Raw genomic sequence first — 15381 nt, forward strand, 5'->3', positions numbered from 1 at the left:
CGAGGCTTAAATGGCAGAGGTCCGGCTCACCGATATCCGTAAGTCCTACGGCTCGCTCGAGGTCATCAAGGGGGTTAATCTCGAGGTTTCCTCAGGGGAATTCGTTGTCTTCGTCGGCCCTTCCGGCTGCGGCAAGTCCACGCTGCTCCGGATGATCGCGGGGCTCGAGGACATTTCCGTAGGCGAGCTGACGATCGGCGGCAGCGTGATGAACGATGTCGATCCATCCAAGCGCGGGATTGCCATGGTGTTCCAGACCTACGCGCTCTACCCGCATATGACAGTGAGGGAAAACATGGGGTTTGCGCTTCGGTTTGCCGGCATGGCGAAGGACGAGATCAAGCAGCGCGTCAATGCCGCGGCAAAGATCCTTGAACTCGATGCGCTGATGGACCGCAAGCCGAAAGCCTTGTCGGGCGGCCAGCGCCAGCGCGTCGCCATCGGCCGCGCCATCGTGCGCCAGCCTGATGTATTCCTGTTCGATGAGCCGTTGTCGAACCTCGATGCGGAGCTGCGCGTGCACATGCGCGTCGAGATCGCCCGGCTGCACAAGGAACTGAACGCCACCATTGTCTATGTCACGCATGACCAGGTCGAGGCGATGACGCTGGCCGACAAGATCGTCGTCATGCGCGGCGGCATTGTCGAGCAGGTCGGTGCGCCGCTTGCCCTATATGATGACCCCGACAACATGTTTGTCGCCGGCTTTATCGGCTCGCCTCGAATGAACTTTCTGCCGGCCACGGTCGTCGCTCAGGCGCAGGGTGGACAGGTGACGGTGGCGCTGAAGGCGCGGCCGGATACGCAGCTGACGGTTGCCTGCGGGACCCCGCCAAAGGTCGGTGATGCCGTGACGGTCGGGGTGCGCCCCGAGCATTTCCTGCCTGATGGCAGCGGGGATACGCAGATGATGGCGCATGTCGATGTTGTCGAACATCTCGGCAATACCAGCTATGTCTACGCCCATACGGTGCCCGGCGAGCAGATCATCATCGAACAGGAAGAGCGGCGTCATGGGGCGCGCTACGGCGACGAGATCGCGGTGGGGATTTCTGCGAAAACCAGTTTTCTCTTCGATGCCTCGGGGCGGCGTATTCGCTAAACGGCAGGGCCCGATTTGCGGCGGCAAAAGGCGTGTCACACAATGCTTTGCGCTTCCTCAGCCGGCATCGTCGCGCTAGGCTAGGCCCATGAAAAAGGTCTTCAATCCCCCCTCCGTCCGCCGTCCTTTCGGGCATTACAATCACGGTCTGCTTGTGCCCCCGGGTGCGAGCCTGCTCGTCACGTCCGGTCAGCTTGGCATCCGTCCAGACGACACGATCCCGCCTGATGTGACCGGCCAGGCGGAGCTGTGCTTCGAGGCGATCAAGGGGATCCTGGAAGAGGCTGACATGACGTTCGCGGATGTGATCCGCGTCTCCGGCTTCGTGACGCGGCGGGAGGATTTTCCTGACTATATGGCGGTGCGAGATCGCTACACGCTCGATCCGAAGCCGGTCTCGACGCTGCTCGTCGTCGGCGGCTTCACGCGGCCGGAATTCCTGGTCGAAGTCGAGGTGACGGCGGCCAAGGTGGTCTGACCTCCGGCTTCTCTCAGAAGCTTTCCATCTCGCGGCGCACCTTGGCCATGAAGGTAGCGCGGGTTTCCTCCGTGCAGTTGTTCATGTCGTAATGGGCGAGGTATTTCACCGGTGCGCCGATCTTGATCTGGGCGCGGAGTACGCGATTGACGATCTTCTTCGGCGGGTTGCCAACAAGGAAGGCGCGCATCGGGGTCGCGCCATAGGTCATCACGGCGGCGAGCTTCCTGATGTGGCGCAGTGTCGGGGTGAGCTTGCCGTCCACCAGATCGAAGGAAACGCCGGGCAGCCAGACGCGGTCGAAATAGCCCTTCAGCATGGCCGGAAAGCCGAAGTTCCAGACGGGTGTGACGATGACCAGGCCCTCCGCCTTCTTTAGGCGGTCAACATAGGGCTGCACCAGCGAGAGGTTGTCGGGGATGTCGTGATAGACGCGGCGGTCATGGGCCGAGAGCACCGGGTCGAAACCCTCCTCGTAGAGATTGCAGCCGTCGACTTCGTGGCCGGCCTTTTCCAGGCTTTCGCAGGTAAGCTTGTAAAGCGCCCGGCCGAAGCTTTCATCGAGGGGGTGGGAGTGGAGAACGAGTACGCGCATGTGAAAGCTCCAGGTCGTTGCCCGCCGCTTTCGCAGTCGGGGTCCAGTTGAAAACTTCCGCGCCGTTTGTCCCAGCATCCCTGTCCTTCGCCGCCTGATGCCGAGGGATGGGGGATGCCATGTCTGATGTCGCATGGGCCGGCGAGCCGGCCGGGAGTACCTTCGGAATAAGTTCGTTCCGGCGGTTCTTCGTTGCGGCTCCGGAACGGGAAGCCGCAACGCATCTGGTGAGCCTTATGACGCTTCTGTAAATACCTCCAGGCCCGGGAACAGGTAGTTCTTGCCGGCAGAGAAATCGAAGTCCGGGTTCTCCCAGGCGATCATCTTGCCGGGGTTCAACAATCCCTTCGGATCGGTTTCCTTCTTGAAGGCGAGCTGGACCTGGTCGGTCTGCTTCATGCCGCCTTCTTCGAGCGTGTAACGGTGCGGGTTGAAGATCGGGCAGCCGTTTTCCTCGTGGATGCGGATGATCTCTTCCAGCCGCTCCTTGGTCGTGTAGCGCACCAGGGGCAGGCCGGCGCACTGGATCTGGCCGTCGAACTTGATGAATTCGAGATGGCCGATGACCTCGTCGGGGAAGAGCTCGGTCATCACGCGAACCTTCTCGACATGGTCGGGGCCGGGATACTGGACCTGGAGATAGGTGATGTTGGTGTCGAGCTTCAGCGCCCGTAGCGTCGTGTGGTTCCAGGTCAGCTCATAGGCATGCGGGATGCCCTTCATGCTTTCGACCATGTCTGAGCGGAAGCGCACATCGCCCTTCATCTTGTCGGCAAGTGCAAGGAAGGGCTCCATGGAATGCGGCGCCACCATCAGCACGACGACCGACTGGCCGTCCTTCAGCCAGGGCTTGTGGCGGGTGAAGTAGTCGTAAGGGATCGGGGCCGCGATGGGGGCAACTTCCTTCAGGAGGATGCCGTTCTTGTGGGAGAGCGCGTCGGCGAATTTCACCGCATCCATGAAGTCGTCATAGCCGACGATGACATCGACCCAGTCATAAGCAGGTGCCAGCGGCATCTCGACTTCGGTGATAATGCCGTTGGTGCCATAGGCGTGGGAAACCTTCTGCAGGTCCCAGGCGGAGAGTTCGAGAACACGCGGCTCGGCTTCCATGGTGACGACGCGCAGGCGCAGGATATTGCCGAGATCCCGCAGTCCGCCCCAGGTGATCGAGCCGACGCCGCCGGAGCCGCCGGCGATGAAGCCGGCGACGCTCGCCGTCTGCTTGGTTGACGGATGAAAGCGCAATTCCTGGCCGGAATGTTCCTTGGTCTGGCGGTCAAGCTCTGAGATGATGATGCCGGGCTCGCAGATGACGCGGCCGGGCAGGATCTCCTTCACCTTGTTCATGTTGATGAGGTTCAAGACGATGCCGCCCGAGAGCGGCATGGCCTGGCCGTAATTGCCGGTGCCGCCGCCACGCGGGGTGACCGGCACACCATGCGCATAGGCAACCTTAAGCGTTCGGATGACCTCTTCTTCCGTCGTCGGGGAAACGACGAGGTCACCGACGACATTGTCGAGTTCTTCCTTCAGGATCGGCGAATACCAGTAGAAATCGCGGCTTTTCTGTTTGACCAGAGCCGGATTGTCCTCGACGGCGATGCCTTCCAGCTCTTCGATGATTTTGGCGTAGTCGGCCATGTCTAAACTCCAAGCAACGGGTCAAGTTCGCGGTAATCCGGCAGGCTGCGGTCGATGCCCATGCCATTCCGCATCACGATGCGGTCGGCCTGCGGACGGGAAAGGAATTCGCTCCAGCGGCGGGCGCTGAAGAGGACGAGATCCGCCTTGCCTCCAACCGCGATGCGGCCATGGTCGGGGCGCTTCAGGATTTCGGCCGGCGTGCGGGTCACGACCCTCGCGGCAGTATCCAGCGGATGGTCGAGATGGATGATGCGGACAGCCTCGCGGAAGACCTCGACGGGGTCGAGGTCGCCATAGGCATAGAAGGGGTCGCGGGTGTTGTCGGAGGAGACGGCGGTGGCGACGCCGGCTGCTGACAGTTCGTGGAAGAGGGTGACGCCGCGCTGGCGGGGCGTGCGGCCCGGGTGACGGTCCTGCAGATACATGTTGCACATCGGCAGCGAGACAACCGAGAGGCCGGCCTCCGCCACCACATCGATGGTGCGTTTCGCCATGTCCTCGTCCTGCCGGGCAAGCGAGCAGCAATGACCGACGGTGACAGAACCCTCGAAGCGGTTGCGGAGCTTGGCTTCCGCAATGGTCTTCAGCGTCAGGGTTTCTTTGTCCTGCGTCTCGTCGACATGCAGGTCGATGTCGAGGCCGTTTTCGGAGGCTGTGCGGAAGAGGATGTCGAGCTTGTCGTCGAGACCCGGCATCAGATAAGTGACGCCGCCGAGCAGGCCCTTGTTGGCGACGATGACCTCGACCAGATCCTTGAAGAAGGCCTCGTCGGTGATCTGGTCGAAGGGGAAGAGGGCTGCTGCCTGCAGGTCGATCTTGCCGGCCCAGGCGTCGCGGACTTCGGCGAAGACCTCGAACGAGATGCGGTGCTGGGGCGCCAGGCTATCGAGATGGGTGCGGATCAGGCTGGTGCCGTGGGCATAGGCCGTGCGCAGGGAGAACTCCATGCGGGCCTTGACGTCTTCCGCCGACCAGCGGGCTTCGCGATCGGTTTTCACGGCTTCGAGCGCGCCGATGAAATCGCCCGAGGGGTTCGGTCGGCGATCCCAGATATGGCCCTTGTCGAGATGGGTGTGCATGTCGACGAAAGTCGGCCAGACCATGCCATTGCGGAGATCCGTCGACGGCAGGCCTGATGGGGCGGTGCCGGGTTTCAGGATGGCCTCGACCTTGCCATCTGCGACGATGATGTCGGCGCTGATCAAGCCCTCGCAGGCGGGGGCCTCGACACCATCGACGCAGATCTCGGGCAGCGTCGCATTGGCAAGGACGAAGCGCTTGGCAGCAGGAAGGTTGGCAATCGGGTTAGACATCAGTTTTCTCGTTTCAGGCTGCTCTCATGCCAGCGATGCAGCGCCAGCCAGGAAATGAAGGAGGTGATGGCGAAGATCACCACACCGAGGCAAGAGAGCAGGAAGAGGGCAGCGAAGAGGCGCGGAATGTTCAGACGGAACTGGGCCTCGAGCAGGCGGAAGGCAAGGCCCGAACCGGCACCTGCGGAACCGGCTGCAAATTCTGCGACGACGGCAGCGATGAGGGCAAGGCCGCCACCGATGCGCAAGCCTGTCATGAAGTAGGGCAGAGAAGCGGGGAGCTTCAGGTAAAGCAGGGTTTGCCAGCGCGAGGCGCCGTAGAGGTCAAATAGGTTCAAGAGGTTATGATCGACGCTTTTCAGGCCCTGGACCATGTTGGAGAGGATCGGGAAGAAGGCGACGAGGAAGGCGCAGATGAGGAGCGCCACTTGCGTCGAGGGCGAGTAGATCAGGATCAGCGGGGCGATGGCGACGATCGGGGTCACCTGCAGGATGACGGTGATCGGATAGAAGGCGATCTCGATCCATTTCGACTGGACGAGGGCAACGGCGATGCCGACGCCGCCCAACAGCGCTAGCCCAAGCGACATCAGGGTGATCTTGGTGGTGACCCAGAGGGCAGGCGACAGCGTGCCCCAGTCCTTGAAGAGGGCGCCGGAGACCGCGATCGGGCCGGGCAGGATGTATTGCGGCACACCGGAAACCCAGACGCCGACCTGCCAGACCACGATCAGCAGACAGACGACGAGGATGGGCACGAGGATCTTGGCGAGTGTTTCGGCCGGTCCGGTCATCAGTGATGCTCCCCGCCCATGGCTTCGATCAGTGTCTTGGACACGGTTTCACAGGCTTGGCGATACTCTTCAGAGGTTCGGTAGAAGGCGTCGCGTTCGAGGCTGGTCTGCAGCGGGAAGTCAGCATGCACCCGGCCGGGGCGCGCTTTCATCACGACGATGCGGCTCGAGAGGTAGGCGCTTTCGAAAACGGAATGCGTGACAAAGATGACGGTAATGCCGGTCTCTTTCCAGAGGGCCAGCACGTCATCGTTCAGCTTCTGGCGGGTGATCTCGTCGACGGCCGCGAAGGGCTCGTCCATCAGGAGCAGCTTCGGTTTGGTCACCAGCGCGCGGGCGATGGAGACGCGCATCTTCATGCCGCCGGAGAGTTCGCGCGGATAGGCGTCGACGAAATCCTTGAGGCCGACGCGGTCGAGGGCAGCCAGAATGTCATTACGGGCGGCGTGTTTCGAGATGCCGCGGAGTTTAAGCGGCAGGTAGACATTGCCGAAGACGGTTGCCCAGGGCATCAGCGTCGGTTCCTGGAAGACGAAGGAGATGTCGCCTTCGGGCAGGCCCTTGGAGTTGATGCGGGAACTTGGCCAGTCGATGGTGCCGGTCGTTGTGTCGCCCAAGCCGGCTATGATGCGCAGCGCTGTCGACTTGCCACAGCCGGAGGGCCCGAGCAGCGAGACGAACTCGCCGCCGTTTACGGTGAGCGACATGTCCGTGAGGGCGACCGTGCCGCTGGAAAAGACCTTGGACACGTCCTTCATCACCACGAGCGCTCTGCGCTGTTCGGGAGGGGGCGGAGTGATCGGGTCTTTGGTGGCTGGCGAACTGGTCATTCTGTCTCGCGATACATCCGCGTTGCATTCTGGTGTTACGGCAGGGCAGAGGCAAAGGGGTCCACATGTGCGAGTGGATCACCCCCTCTGTCCTGGCGTACATCTCCCCACAAGGGGAGCGCGGCGTGGGATGCCGCCTGACTTTACCCTCCCCTTGAGGGGGAGGGTCGGCACGCAGTGCCGGGGTGGGGTGATCTCACCGAGATAAGTCCGATCACCCCCACCCGCAGCTTTGCTTCGACCTCCCCTCGAGGGGGGAGATTACTTCTTCAGCGCCATGCCCACGCCCTTGCAGACGAACTGGGTGGTGTAGGCCTTCTTGTAGTCGAGGTCGGCCGGCTGGACGCCGATCTCAACCATCGCGTCGAAGAAGGCCTTGTACTTCTCGTCGGTCATGCAGCCGATGCCCTTGTCCATCGCTTCTGCGGATTCGACGATGCCATATTCCTTCATCTTGGCGATCGAGTATTCGATCTGGCCATCCGTCATTTCCGGATTGTCCTTCTTGATGAGGTCGTTGGCGGCCTTGTTGTCGCCGTAGAGGTAGTTGTACCAACCCTCGATGGAAGCGTCGACGAAGCGCTGGACCACATCGGGCTTGCTCTCGACCATGGTCGTCGTGGTGGTGATCATCGTCGAATAGGGGTTGTAGCCGTTGTCGGCGAGAAGGAAGACCTTCGGTGCCCAGCCGGCCTGCTTCTCGATCTCGTAGGGTTCCGACGTCAGGTAACCCTGCTGGGCCGACCTCGGATCCGCAATGAAGGGAGCCGGGTTGAAGGTGTAGGGCTTGTACTTCTCGTCGGTGAAGCCCTCGAAGTTCTTCTTCATCCACTCGTAATAGGTGACGTAGCCGTCCTTGCCCATGAAGATCGAATCGAGCTTGGCGAGGTCAGCAAAGGTCTCGATGCCCTGGTCGGGATGGGCAAGCAGGACCTGCGGATCCTTCTGGAAGATCGCCGCCACGTCGATCAGCGGGATGCCTTCTTTCACGGCGTCCATTTCGCCGAGCGGGCTGCCCATGTAAAAATCGACCCTGCCGGCGATCAACAGCGCGCGGTTGGCGGCCTGCGGGCCACCCTGCACGACCGTGACCTTCAGGCCGTATTTCTCATAGGTGCCGTCGGCCACGGCCTGGTAGAAACCGCCGTGTTCGGCCTGGGCCAGCCAGTTGGTGCCGTAGGTGACCTCGTCGAGTGCAAGAGCCGCCGAGGTGGAGCCCAGCGAGGCCGCCAGGCCTATCAGGGCAAAGAGGCTGGTCTTGGTGAGCGTGTCGCGCATTGATCGTTCCCCTGTTCGTTGCAGGACCCGTTTTCGGGCTCCCTTTTCTGCCATTTGATCGGTCGGATTGCGTCTTGAAAAGCATCAAATTTCGTCCGCATCGATGCTTTTTTTGCACTGCTCCCGAGATTGATGCATAGTGATGCGGCATGGCTAATTTTTACGCAGCGGAGGCCTCGTGCTGCACTCCAGAAAGCTCGTCTACATCAACGAAATCGTTCGTTGCGGCTCGATCCGGAAGGCGGCCCAGCGCCTCAATGTCGCATCATCTGCGGTCAACCGCCAGATCCTGGCGCTGGAAGAGGAACTGGGGGCGCCCCTTTTCGAGCGTTTGCCGAAAGGGCTGAGGCTGACCGCCGCCGGCGAGCTGTGTGTCGAGCATATTCGCGACGTGCTGAAGAATTACGAGCGGCTGGAAGGGCGCATCCGGGGCCTGAAGACACCGCATGCCGGCAAGGTCTCGCTGGTGACGACCGTCGGCCTCGCTTCCGGCCCGCTTCCAGAGATCCTTGCTGGCTTCATCGCCGAACATCCGCGCGTGCAGATCAAGCTGCGCAATGATGGTGGCTCGACCACCATCAACCCCGTTCTGACCGGTGAGGTTGATCTCGGCCTCGGCTTCAACATTCCCGCCACGCCCGGGATCCGTACGCTCGCCAATTTTGACGTACCCGTCGGCGTCGTATTGCCGCCCGGGCATCGGCTGGCGCGCGATGAGGGGCCGATCGACCTCGTCGAGGTGGTTCAGGAGCCGTTGATCCTGGCACAATCGGGCACCAGCCTGCGCAATATCATCGATCTCGCGCTCGCTCCGCTGCCACTGCTCGTCGAGCCTGTTGTCGAGACAAACTCTTCGGAATTGATGAAGCAACTGGTCAAGGCAGGCACAGGGCTTACCATGCTCAATCCGCTCGACGCCGTCGCCGAATGCCGACGCGGCGAGCTGATCTTCCGACCTCTGACCGAGGCGCATGTCCGCCACCAGCCGATGAAGCTCTTTGCCCGTGCAAGGGCGCCGCTCGATTCCGCGACCAGCCTTTTCGTCGAATATCTGATGCAGGAGCTTCTGGCGCTTGTGCAGGATCTCAAGGCGCGGGGACATATCCCTGAGACTTTCCGAGGCCAGAGCTGAGGGGTAAGTGTCCGGTCAGCCGGGCGTGTAGAGGTTCGAGAGCGGATAGGCGGCAACGTCGCGCAGTAGTTCGATGAAGCCCGCGACCTGGTGTCGGCAAATCGCGGCACCCTTTTCGGCCGTGCCCTTCGAAGCGTCGCCGACCACGCCATGCGGGTTTAGGTCATGGGCGATCCAGGCGAGCGAATGGGGTGGAAGTGGGGTGAGGAATTTCGAGCTGGCCCGCATCTCTTCGGCCTTCGAGACAAAGTTCTGTGCCTTGTCCATTCGGACAAGCTCGGGGCGGAAATGCAGCATCAGCGATGTCTCGACGTCGCCGCCATGGATGCCGTAGCGGCTCTCATGTTCGGAGATCATACCCTCCGGGTTTCCGAAGCGGCCCCATTGGGTCGAGACGACGACCATCTGGTGTCGGACCCGCAATTCACGCGCGACAATGCTCATGACATCGACATTGCCGCCATGGGAATTGACGATGATGAGCTTGCGAATGCCGGCTTCGGCGACCTTGCTGCCGATGGCCGTCCAGGCCGGGATCAGGATCTCCGGGCCGAAGGACAGGCTGCCGGGCCCGTACACATGCTCGTTGGCCTTGCCGATTTCCTGGGTGGGAAGGACGAGGAAGTCGAGATCGTCGGGACGCTGGCTCTTCAGTTCGGCCAGCATGCCGTTGGCGATGGCCACGTCGGTCGCGATGGGCAGGTGAGGGCCGTGCTGTTCTGTTGAGGCGATCGGCAGGATGGCGATTGTCGTATCCGGCGAAAGCTCTGCAAAATCCATCGTCGTCAGTTCATTCCAGAAAAATGGTCTGGTCATTGCCTCTGCCTCTGCGTCTCTGTTCACCTCGTTCGATAGGGCAAAGTTGCGGGGTGCGAAAAGCATCATATTCCGCTCGCGCTGATGCCAAATTGCGCTCGCGCGGCTTGCCGCTTTCAAGTTCCGGGTCAAAGGCGACCGGCGGCAGCAATGAGGCAGCGGCGCGACGCCGCATTGCCGGACGGCAGCTTTGGTCCCAGTTATAGGGAGACGAAAGCACTCCCGGTGAAAGGCGACCATGTCCGCGCAGGTGACCGTCTGGTTCGACAGCAGCTGTCCTCTCTGCCAACGGGAGATCGCCTTGATGCGCCGTCTCGACAGCCGCGGTGCGATCAATTTCATCGATGCGTGCGACCCTGACGGCAGCTGCCCGATCGATCGAGCCGAGCTTCTCGCCCGTTTCCATGCAGAAGAAGCGGGAAAACTCCTGTCAGGTGCTGCGGCTTTCGCGGCGATGTGGCGGGCCATTCCTGTGTTGCGACCGCTCGGTCTCCTAGCCGGATGGCAACCGTTGACGCCCATCTTCGAAGCCGCCTATCGGCGCTTTCTGCGCATCCGTCCGCGCTTGCAGCGTCTGGTGCGTTCCTCCTCAACGTCATGATTTTGTTGCGGTAAGTTTTTCAGTGAGGCTGTCTCTTCGGGAGGCTGGCCCGCATGGTCATGGCGCGTTGACGCACAGGCTCTGGATCGCCGATCTATTGATGTGTTTCCGTCCCAATTCTTGCTGCAATGCAGCAAGCTCTCCGACAATACAGTGACTCCTGCGACTAACGGAGAATGTACGATCTCCGGGGGATTCGTTACTCCTAAACAATTGTCTATTCCGCCTTGGGACAAGGATTGGCGGAGTCGACGTGGAGGCAAGGGGCGTCCCGGGGGACGTCTCATCGAGGAAAGGGAGGAGTACTCGTGACGGATAAATCTTCGTCTAACGCTTACTGGGCTGCAAACGTCCGCGTCATCTACATCTGCTTGGCGATTTGGGCCGTCGTATCCTACGGGTTCGGCATCCTGCTTCGCCCCGCTCTATCGGGTATTGCCGTCGGTGGAAGTGATCTTGGCTTCTGGTTCGCCCAGCAAGGCTCGATCGTGGTCTTCATCGTGCTGATTTTCGGCTACTCGATTTACATGAACAAGATCGACCGTGAATTCGGCGTCGACGAGCAGTAAGGCGGACCCACAATGGATCAGTATACACTCAATCTGATTATCGTAGGCGCGTCCTTCGCGCTCTACATCGGCATTGCCATCTGGGCGCGTGCCGGAACCACGGCCGAGTTCTACGCCGCTAACCGTGGCGTCAATCCCGTCATGAACGGCATGGCAACCGCGGCCGACTGGATGTCGGCGGCGTCCTTTATCTCCATGGCCGGCCTGATCGCCACCGTCGGCTACGGCAACTCCACCTACCTGATGGGCTGGACCGGCGGCTACGTGCTTCTCGCCCTCCTGCTTGCTCCCTACCTGCGCAAGTTCGGCAAATACACCGTCCCGCAGTTCATCGGTGACCGCTTCTACAGCCAGGGCGCTCGCCTGACGGCTGTCGTCTGCCTGATCATCATCTCGGTTACCTATGTTATCGGTCAGATGACCGGTGCAGGCGTCGCCTTCTCGCGCTTTCTCGAAGTCGAGGTCTCGACCGGTCTCTGGATCGCTGCTGCCGTTGTTTTCTGCTACGCCGTTCTCGGCGGCATGAAGGGTATCACCTACACCCAGGTGGCCCAGTACATCGTTCTGATCATCGCCTACACCATCCCGGCGATCTTCATCTCGCTGCAGCTGACCGGCAACCCGATCCCGTGGTTCGGCCTCTTCGGCACCCACACCGAATCCGCACTGCCGCTGCTTCAGAAGCTTGACCAGGTCGTTACCGACCTTGGCTTCAATGCCTACACCGCTCAAGGCTCCATGCTGAACATGACCCTGTTCACGCTGTCGCTGATGATCGGTACTGCCGGTCTGCCGCACGTCATCATCCGCTTCTTCACCGTTCCGAAGGTGTCGGATGCTCGTTGGTCTGCCGGTTGGGCGCTGATTTTCATCGCACTGCTCTATCTGACGGCTCCGGCTGTTGGCGCCATGGCACGCCTGAACATCATCAGCACGATCTATCCGGGTGGCACTCAGCAGGAAGCCGTTCTCTACGACGAGCGTCCCGATTGGATGCGCAACTGGGAAGTCACAGGCCTTCTGAAGTTCGAAGATAAGAATGGCGACGGTCGCATCCAGTATTACAACGATGCTGCTGCCGGCTTCACCGAAACTGCCACCCAGCGTGGCTGGACGGGCAACGAGCTGACGATCAACAACGACATCCTCGTTCTCGCCAACCCGGAAATTGCACAGCTGCCGGGCTGGGTTATCGCCCTCATCGCCGCCGGTGGTCTTGCAGCCGCTCTGTCGACTGCGGCCGGCCTGTTGCTTGCTATCTCGTCAGCAATCAGCCACGACCTGATCAAAGACTTCCTGAAGCCTGATATCTCCGAAAAGGGCGAGCTGATGGCCGCGCGTATCTCGATGGCAGGCGCGATCCTGGTTGCAACATTGCTGGGCATCAACCCTCCGGGCTTCGCGGCACAGACGGTTGCTCTCGCCTTCGGTCTTGCGGCTGCAACGATCTTCCCGGCTCTGATGATGGGCATCTTCTCGAAGCGCATCAACTCGGTCGGTGCCACGCTCGGCATGATCGTCGGCCTCGTGGTTACCTGCTTGTACCTGTTCACCTATCTGGGCTGGTTCTTCATCGCAGGTACCAACATGGTCGAAAACGTTCCGGCCAACTACATCTTCGGCATCCCGCCGACGGCGTTCGGCCCGATCGGTGCGCTGCTGAACTTCGCCACGGCCTATATCGTGTCGATGATGACCCAGGCTCCGCCGAAGCATGTACAGGATCTCGTCGAATCCATCCGCGTTCCGCGCGGTGCGGGTCAGGCGACCGGTCACTGATACCGATACACCGGGAGGGGCGAACAGATCGCCCCTCCTGTCCCTCAAACAGCCAGGGCACCTTCGTGCCGCATGAGGGCAAATCCGATGATCCAGGCACAATCCGACGTGCTGGCATTTCTCGAGACGGTCCATCCTTACGACAGTCTTCCGAGAGACGAGATCGAACGGGTCTCGACCCGCTTTCAAGAGTTTTCCTTTTCGGCTGGCGCCGAAATCTATCACCGCGGCTCTCCGCTGCCCGGCATCTTCCTCATCATGGACGGAGCCGTGGAAATCATGGATGCCACCAATACGGTGGTCTCTGAGCTCGCGCCTCGCAACTCCTTCGGTGAACGTGGCCTGCTGGCCGACGGCTTTGCGGCGACGACCGCGACGGCCCGCAGCGACTGCGCGCTGCTGATGCTGCCGAAGGACGAGTTCCGCCGCCTGATGCAGGAACAGCCGGTATTCGCCCGCTTCTTCACGCGCGGCCGGTTTGCCGATAGCCGGCGCGGCGACATGGCCATCCAGAAGGTCAGCGAGTTGATGTCGCGCCCCCCCATTGTCTGCGCGCCGACCGATACGGTGCGCTCGGCTGCCGCCCTGATGCGGGAGCGGCATGTCTCGAGCCTCGGCGTCGTCGATGGTGGACGTTTTCTTGGTATCCTCACCACCCGAGACCTTGCGGGGCGCGTGCTTGCGGAAGGGCTCGACCCCGACGCTACCCCGGTTTCTGCCGTCATGACCGCCGACCCAGTCGGATTGCCCGGAGAGGCTCTGGGCTCCGACATCCTGCATCTGATGCTCGAGCGTCGCGTCGGGCACCTGCCTGTCGTCGAGGGTGAGCGGCTTGTCGGAATGATTACGCAGACCGATCTCATCCGCTTCCATGCGATCAGTTCGGCGCAGCTGATCCGCGACATCGCGACGGCCGAAACGCCAGAGGCGATGCGTGCGATCACCACACGGATCCCGCAACTGCTCGTCCAGCTCGTCGGCAGCAACAATGCCCATGAGGTGGTGACACGTCTGATTACCGATATTGCCGATAGCGTCACCCGCCGGCTCATCATGCTAGCGGAGCGGGAGCTCGGGCCGCCTCCTGTTCCCTATGTCTGGCTTGCCTGCGGCAGTCAGGGCCGACAGGAGCAGAGCGGCGTCAGCGACCAGGACAATTGCATCTTCATCGAAGATGGCGTCGAGCCCGAGGAAATGCCCTGGTTCCAGCAACTGGCGGCCAAGGTCAGCCGTGGTCTCGACATCTGCGGTTACTTCTATTGCCCGGGCGACATGATGGCGACCAATCCGCGCTGGTGCCAGCCGGTCTCGGTCTGGCGAAGCTATTTCCGCGACTGGATCTACAAGCCCGATCCAACCGCGCAGATGCTGGCCAGCGTGATGTTCGATCTGCGGCCCATCTGTGGTGCGTCGTCACTCTTTCAGGAGTTGCAGGCAGAAACGCTGGAAGAGGCGAGCCGCAACTCGATCTTCACCGCGCACATGATCAGCAACTCGTTGAAGCACGCGCCGCCGCTTGGACTTCTCAGGGGGTTTGCCACGATCCGCAGCGGCGAACATCGCAACCAGATCGACATGAAGCACAACGGTGTGGTGCCTGTTGTCGATCTCGGACGCGTCTATTCCCTGATCGGCCGTCTTGCGCCGGTGAACACGCGGGCACGGCTACTTGCGGCGGAGGAAGCAGGGATCATCTCCGGTGCTGGAGCCCGGGATCTCGTCGCGGCCTACGATCTCATTGCAGACATGCGCCTGCGCAATCAGGTGCGGCAGGTCCGCGACGGTCGCAAGCCAGATAACTTTCTGGCACCCTACGATTTTGGTGATTTCGAGCGCTCGCATCTTCGCGATGCCTTCGTTGTTGTCAGAACCATGCAATCGGCGCTCGCCAATGGCGGACGAGCGCCCGTCTGAAGGAATGAAGAATGCTGTTTGAGTTGATCGCCGCGGTGGTGACCGGTGTTGCACTGGCGGGGGCGGCGATGCTGCTGCGCTGGATAAGCCGGGGTCTGCTGCCGAAGTGGATCGTCCCTGCCATGGCTGGCCTCGGCATGTTGAGCTATTCGATCTGGAGCGAGTACAGCTGGTTCGATCGTATGAACATCGCCTTGCCCGGCATCGCGGTCTCCTGGAAAAACGAGCAGACGGCGTTCTGGCGCCCCTGGTCCTATATCGAGCCTGTGACGACCCGGTTCACCGCGCTTGATGTCAATGGGGCAAAGCGGCACCCGAACCAGCCTGGCCTCGTCATGGTCGACGTCCTGCTTGTCGCTCGCTGGCAACCGGTGACGCCGGTCAAGGTGGTCTATGACTGCCAGAATGCCCAGCGGGCGGATCTGGTTACCCCGGATATCAGTATTGCCGATGACGGCAGCCTTCAGGGGGCAGAATGGAGCAAGGTCGAGCCTGATGATGCGGCGCTGAAGATCGCGTGTTCGGCAGGGTGA

General features: G+C 61.3%; 15 protein-coding genes. 8 read left to right on the forward strand and 7 right to left on the reverse strand.

The window, feature by feature from the left end:
* Window positions 1–10: 10 nt before the first annotated feature.
* Both ugpC and BW978_RS20725 read left to right on the forward strand, forming a co-directional pair.
* A complete protein-coding gene (gene ugpC / locus BW978_RS20720) occupies window positions 11–1102 on the forward strand; it encodes an ABC transporter ATP-binding protein (protein ID WP_076397735.1) in 1092 nt (363 codons plus the stop codon).
* 88 nt (window positions 1103–1190) lie between these two features.
* The gene (locus BW978_RS20725) at window positions 1191–1580 is read left to right on the forward strand and encodes a RidA family protein (protein WP_076397736.1); all 390 of its coding nucleotides are present in this window, start codon (window positions 1191–1193) and stop codon (window positions 1578–1580) included.
* Window positions 1581–1593: 13 nt separating this feature from the next.
* On the opposite strand, the gene BW978_RS20730 is transcribed toward BW978_RS20725, so the two are convergent.
* From BW978_RS20730 to BW978_RS20755, 6 genes are all read right to left on the reverse strand, one after another.
* Window positions 1594–2175, reverse strand: coding sequence for an NAD(P)H-dependent oxidoreductase (locus tag BW978_RS20730; protein ID WP_076397737.1), 582 nt, complete (start codon window positions 2173–2175; stop codon window positions 1594–1596).
* Between the two features lie 234 nt (window positions 2176–2409).
* Window positions 2410–3819: an FAD-binding oxidoreductase gene (locus BW978_RS20735; RefSeq protein WP_076397738.1), complete on the reverse strand. Its 1410-nt coding sequence runs from the start codon at window positions 3817–3819 to the stop codon at window positions 2410–2412.
* 2 nt (window positions 3820–3821) lie between these two features.
* A complete protein-coding gene (locus BW978_RS20740) occupies window positions 3822–5135 on the reverse strand; it encodes a cytosine deaminase (RefSeq protein ID WP_076397739.1) in 1314 nt (437 codons plus the stop codon).
* The gene (locus BW978_RS20745; RefSeq protein ID WP_076397740.1) at window positions 5135–5929 is read right to left on the reverse strand and encodes an ABC transporter permease; all 795 of its coding nucleotides are present in this window, start codon (window positions 5927–5929) and stop codon (window positions 5135–5137) included. Before BW978_RS20745 ends, BW978_RS20740 begins: the two co-directional genes overlap by 1 nt.
* A complete protein-coding gene (locus tag BW978_RS20750; RefSeq protein WP_076397741.1) occupies window positions 5929–6759 on the reverse strand; it encodes an ABC transporter ATP-binding protein in 831 nt (276 codons plus the stop codon). Before BW978_RS20750 ends, BW978_RS20745 begins: the two co-directional genes overlap by 1 nt.
* 261 nt (window positions 6760–7020) lie before the next feature.
* Window positions 7021–8037: an ABC transporter substrate-binding protein gene (locus BW978_RS20755; protein WP_076397742.1), complete on the reverse strand. Its 1017-nt coding sequence runs from the start codon at window positions 8035–8037 to the stop codon at window positions 7021–7023.
* 178 nt (window positions 8038–8215) lie between these two features.
* Here BW978_RS20755 and BW978_RS20760 point away from each other — a divergent pair, with 178 nt between their 5' ends.
* Window positions 8216–9169 carry a LysR family transcriptional regulator gene (locus BW978_RS20760; RefSeq protein ID WP_076397743.1) on the forward strand — a complete coding sequence of 318 codons (954 nt, stop codon included), beginning with the start codon at window positions 8216–8218 and terminating at the stop codon, window positions 9167–9169.
* Window positions 9170–9184: 15 nt separating this feature from the next.
* Here the strand turns inward: BW978_RS20760 and BW978_RS20765 are convergent, their stop codons facing one another.
* On the reverse strand, window positions 9185–9985 hold the full coding sequence (locus tag BW978_RS20765) for a creatininase family protein (RefSeq protein WP_076397833.1): 801 nt from the start codon (window positions 9983–9985) through the stop codon (window positions 9185–9187).
* Window positions 9986–10223: 238 nt separating this feature from the next.
* On the opposite strand from BW978_RS20765, the gene BW978_RS20770 reads away from it, so the two are divergent.
* From BW978_RS20770 to BW978_RS20790, 5 genes are all read left to right on the forward strand, one after another.
* Window positions 10224–10586, forward strand: coding sequence for a thiol-disulfide oxidoreductase DCC family protein (locus BW978_RS20770; protein WP_076397744.1), 363 nt, complete (start codon window positions 10224–10226; stop codon window positions 10584–10586).
* A gap of 308 nt (window positions 10587–10894) precedes the next feature.
* Window positions 10895–11155, forward strand: coding sequence for a DUF4212 domain-containing protein (locus BW978_RS20775; RefSeq protein ID WP_076397745.1), 261 nt, complete (start codon window positions 10895–10897; stop codon window positions 11153–11155).
* A 12-nt stretch (window positions 11156–11167) separates the two neighbouring features.
* A complete protein-coding gene (locus BW978_RS20780; RefSeq protein WP_076397746.1) occupies window positions 11168–12934 on the forward strand; it encodes a sodium:solute symporter family protein in 1767 nt (588 codons plus the stop codon).
* An 87-nt stretch (window positions 12935–13021) separates the two neighbouring features.
* Complete coding sequence (locus BW978_RS20785) at window positions 13022–14848, forward strand: DUF294 nucleotidyltransferase-like domain-containing protein (RefSeq protein WP_076397747.1); 1827 nt, start codon at window positions 13022–13024, stop codon at window positions 14846–14848.
* 11 nt (window positions 14849–14859) lie between these two features.
* Complete coding sequence (locus tag BW978_RS20790; protein ID WP_076397748.1) at window positions 14860–15381, forward strand: hypothetical protein; 522 nt, start codon at window positions 14860–14862, stop codon at window positions 15379–15381.

This window comes from Rhizobium sp. RU33A, assembly GCF_900156055.1.
Classification (GTDB): domain Bacteria; phylum Pseudomonadota; class Alphaproteobacteria; order Rhizobiales; family Rhizobiaceae; genus Allorhizobium.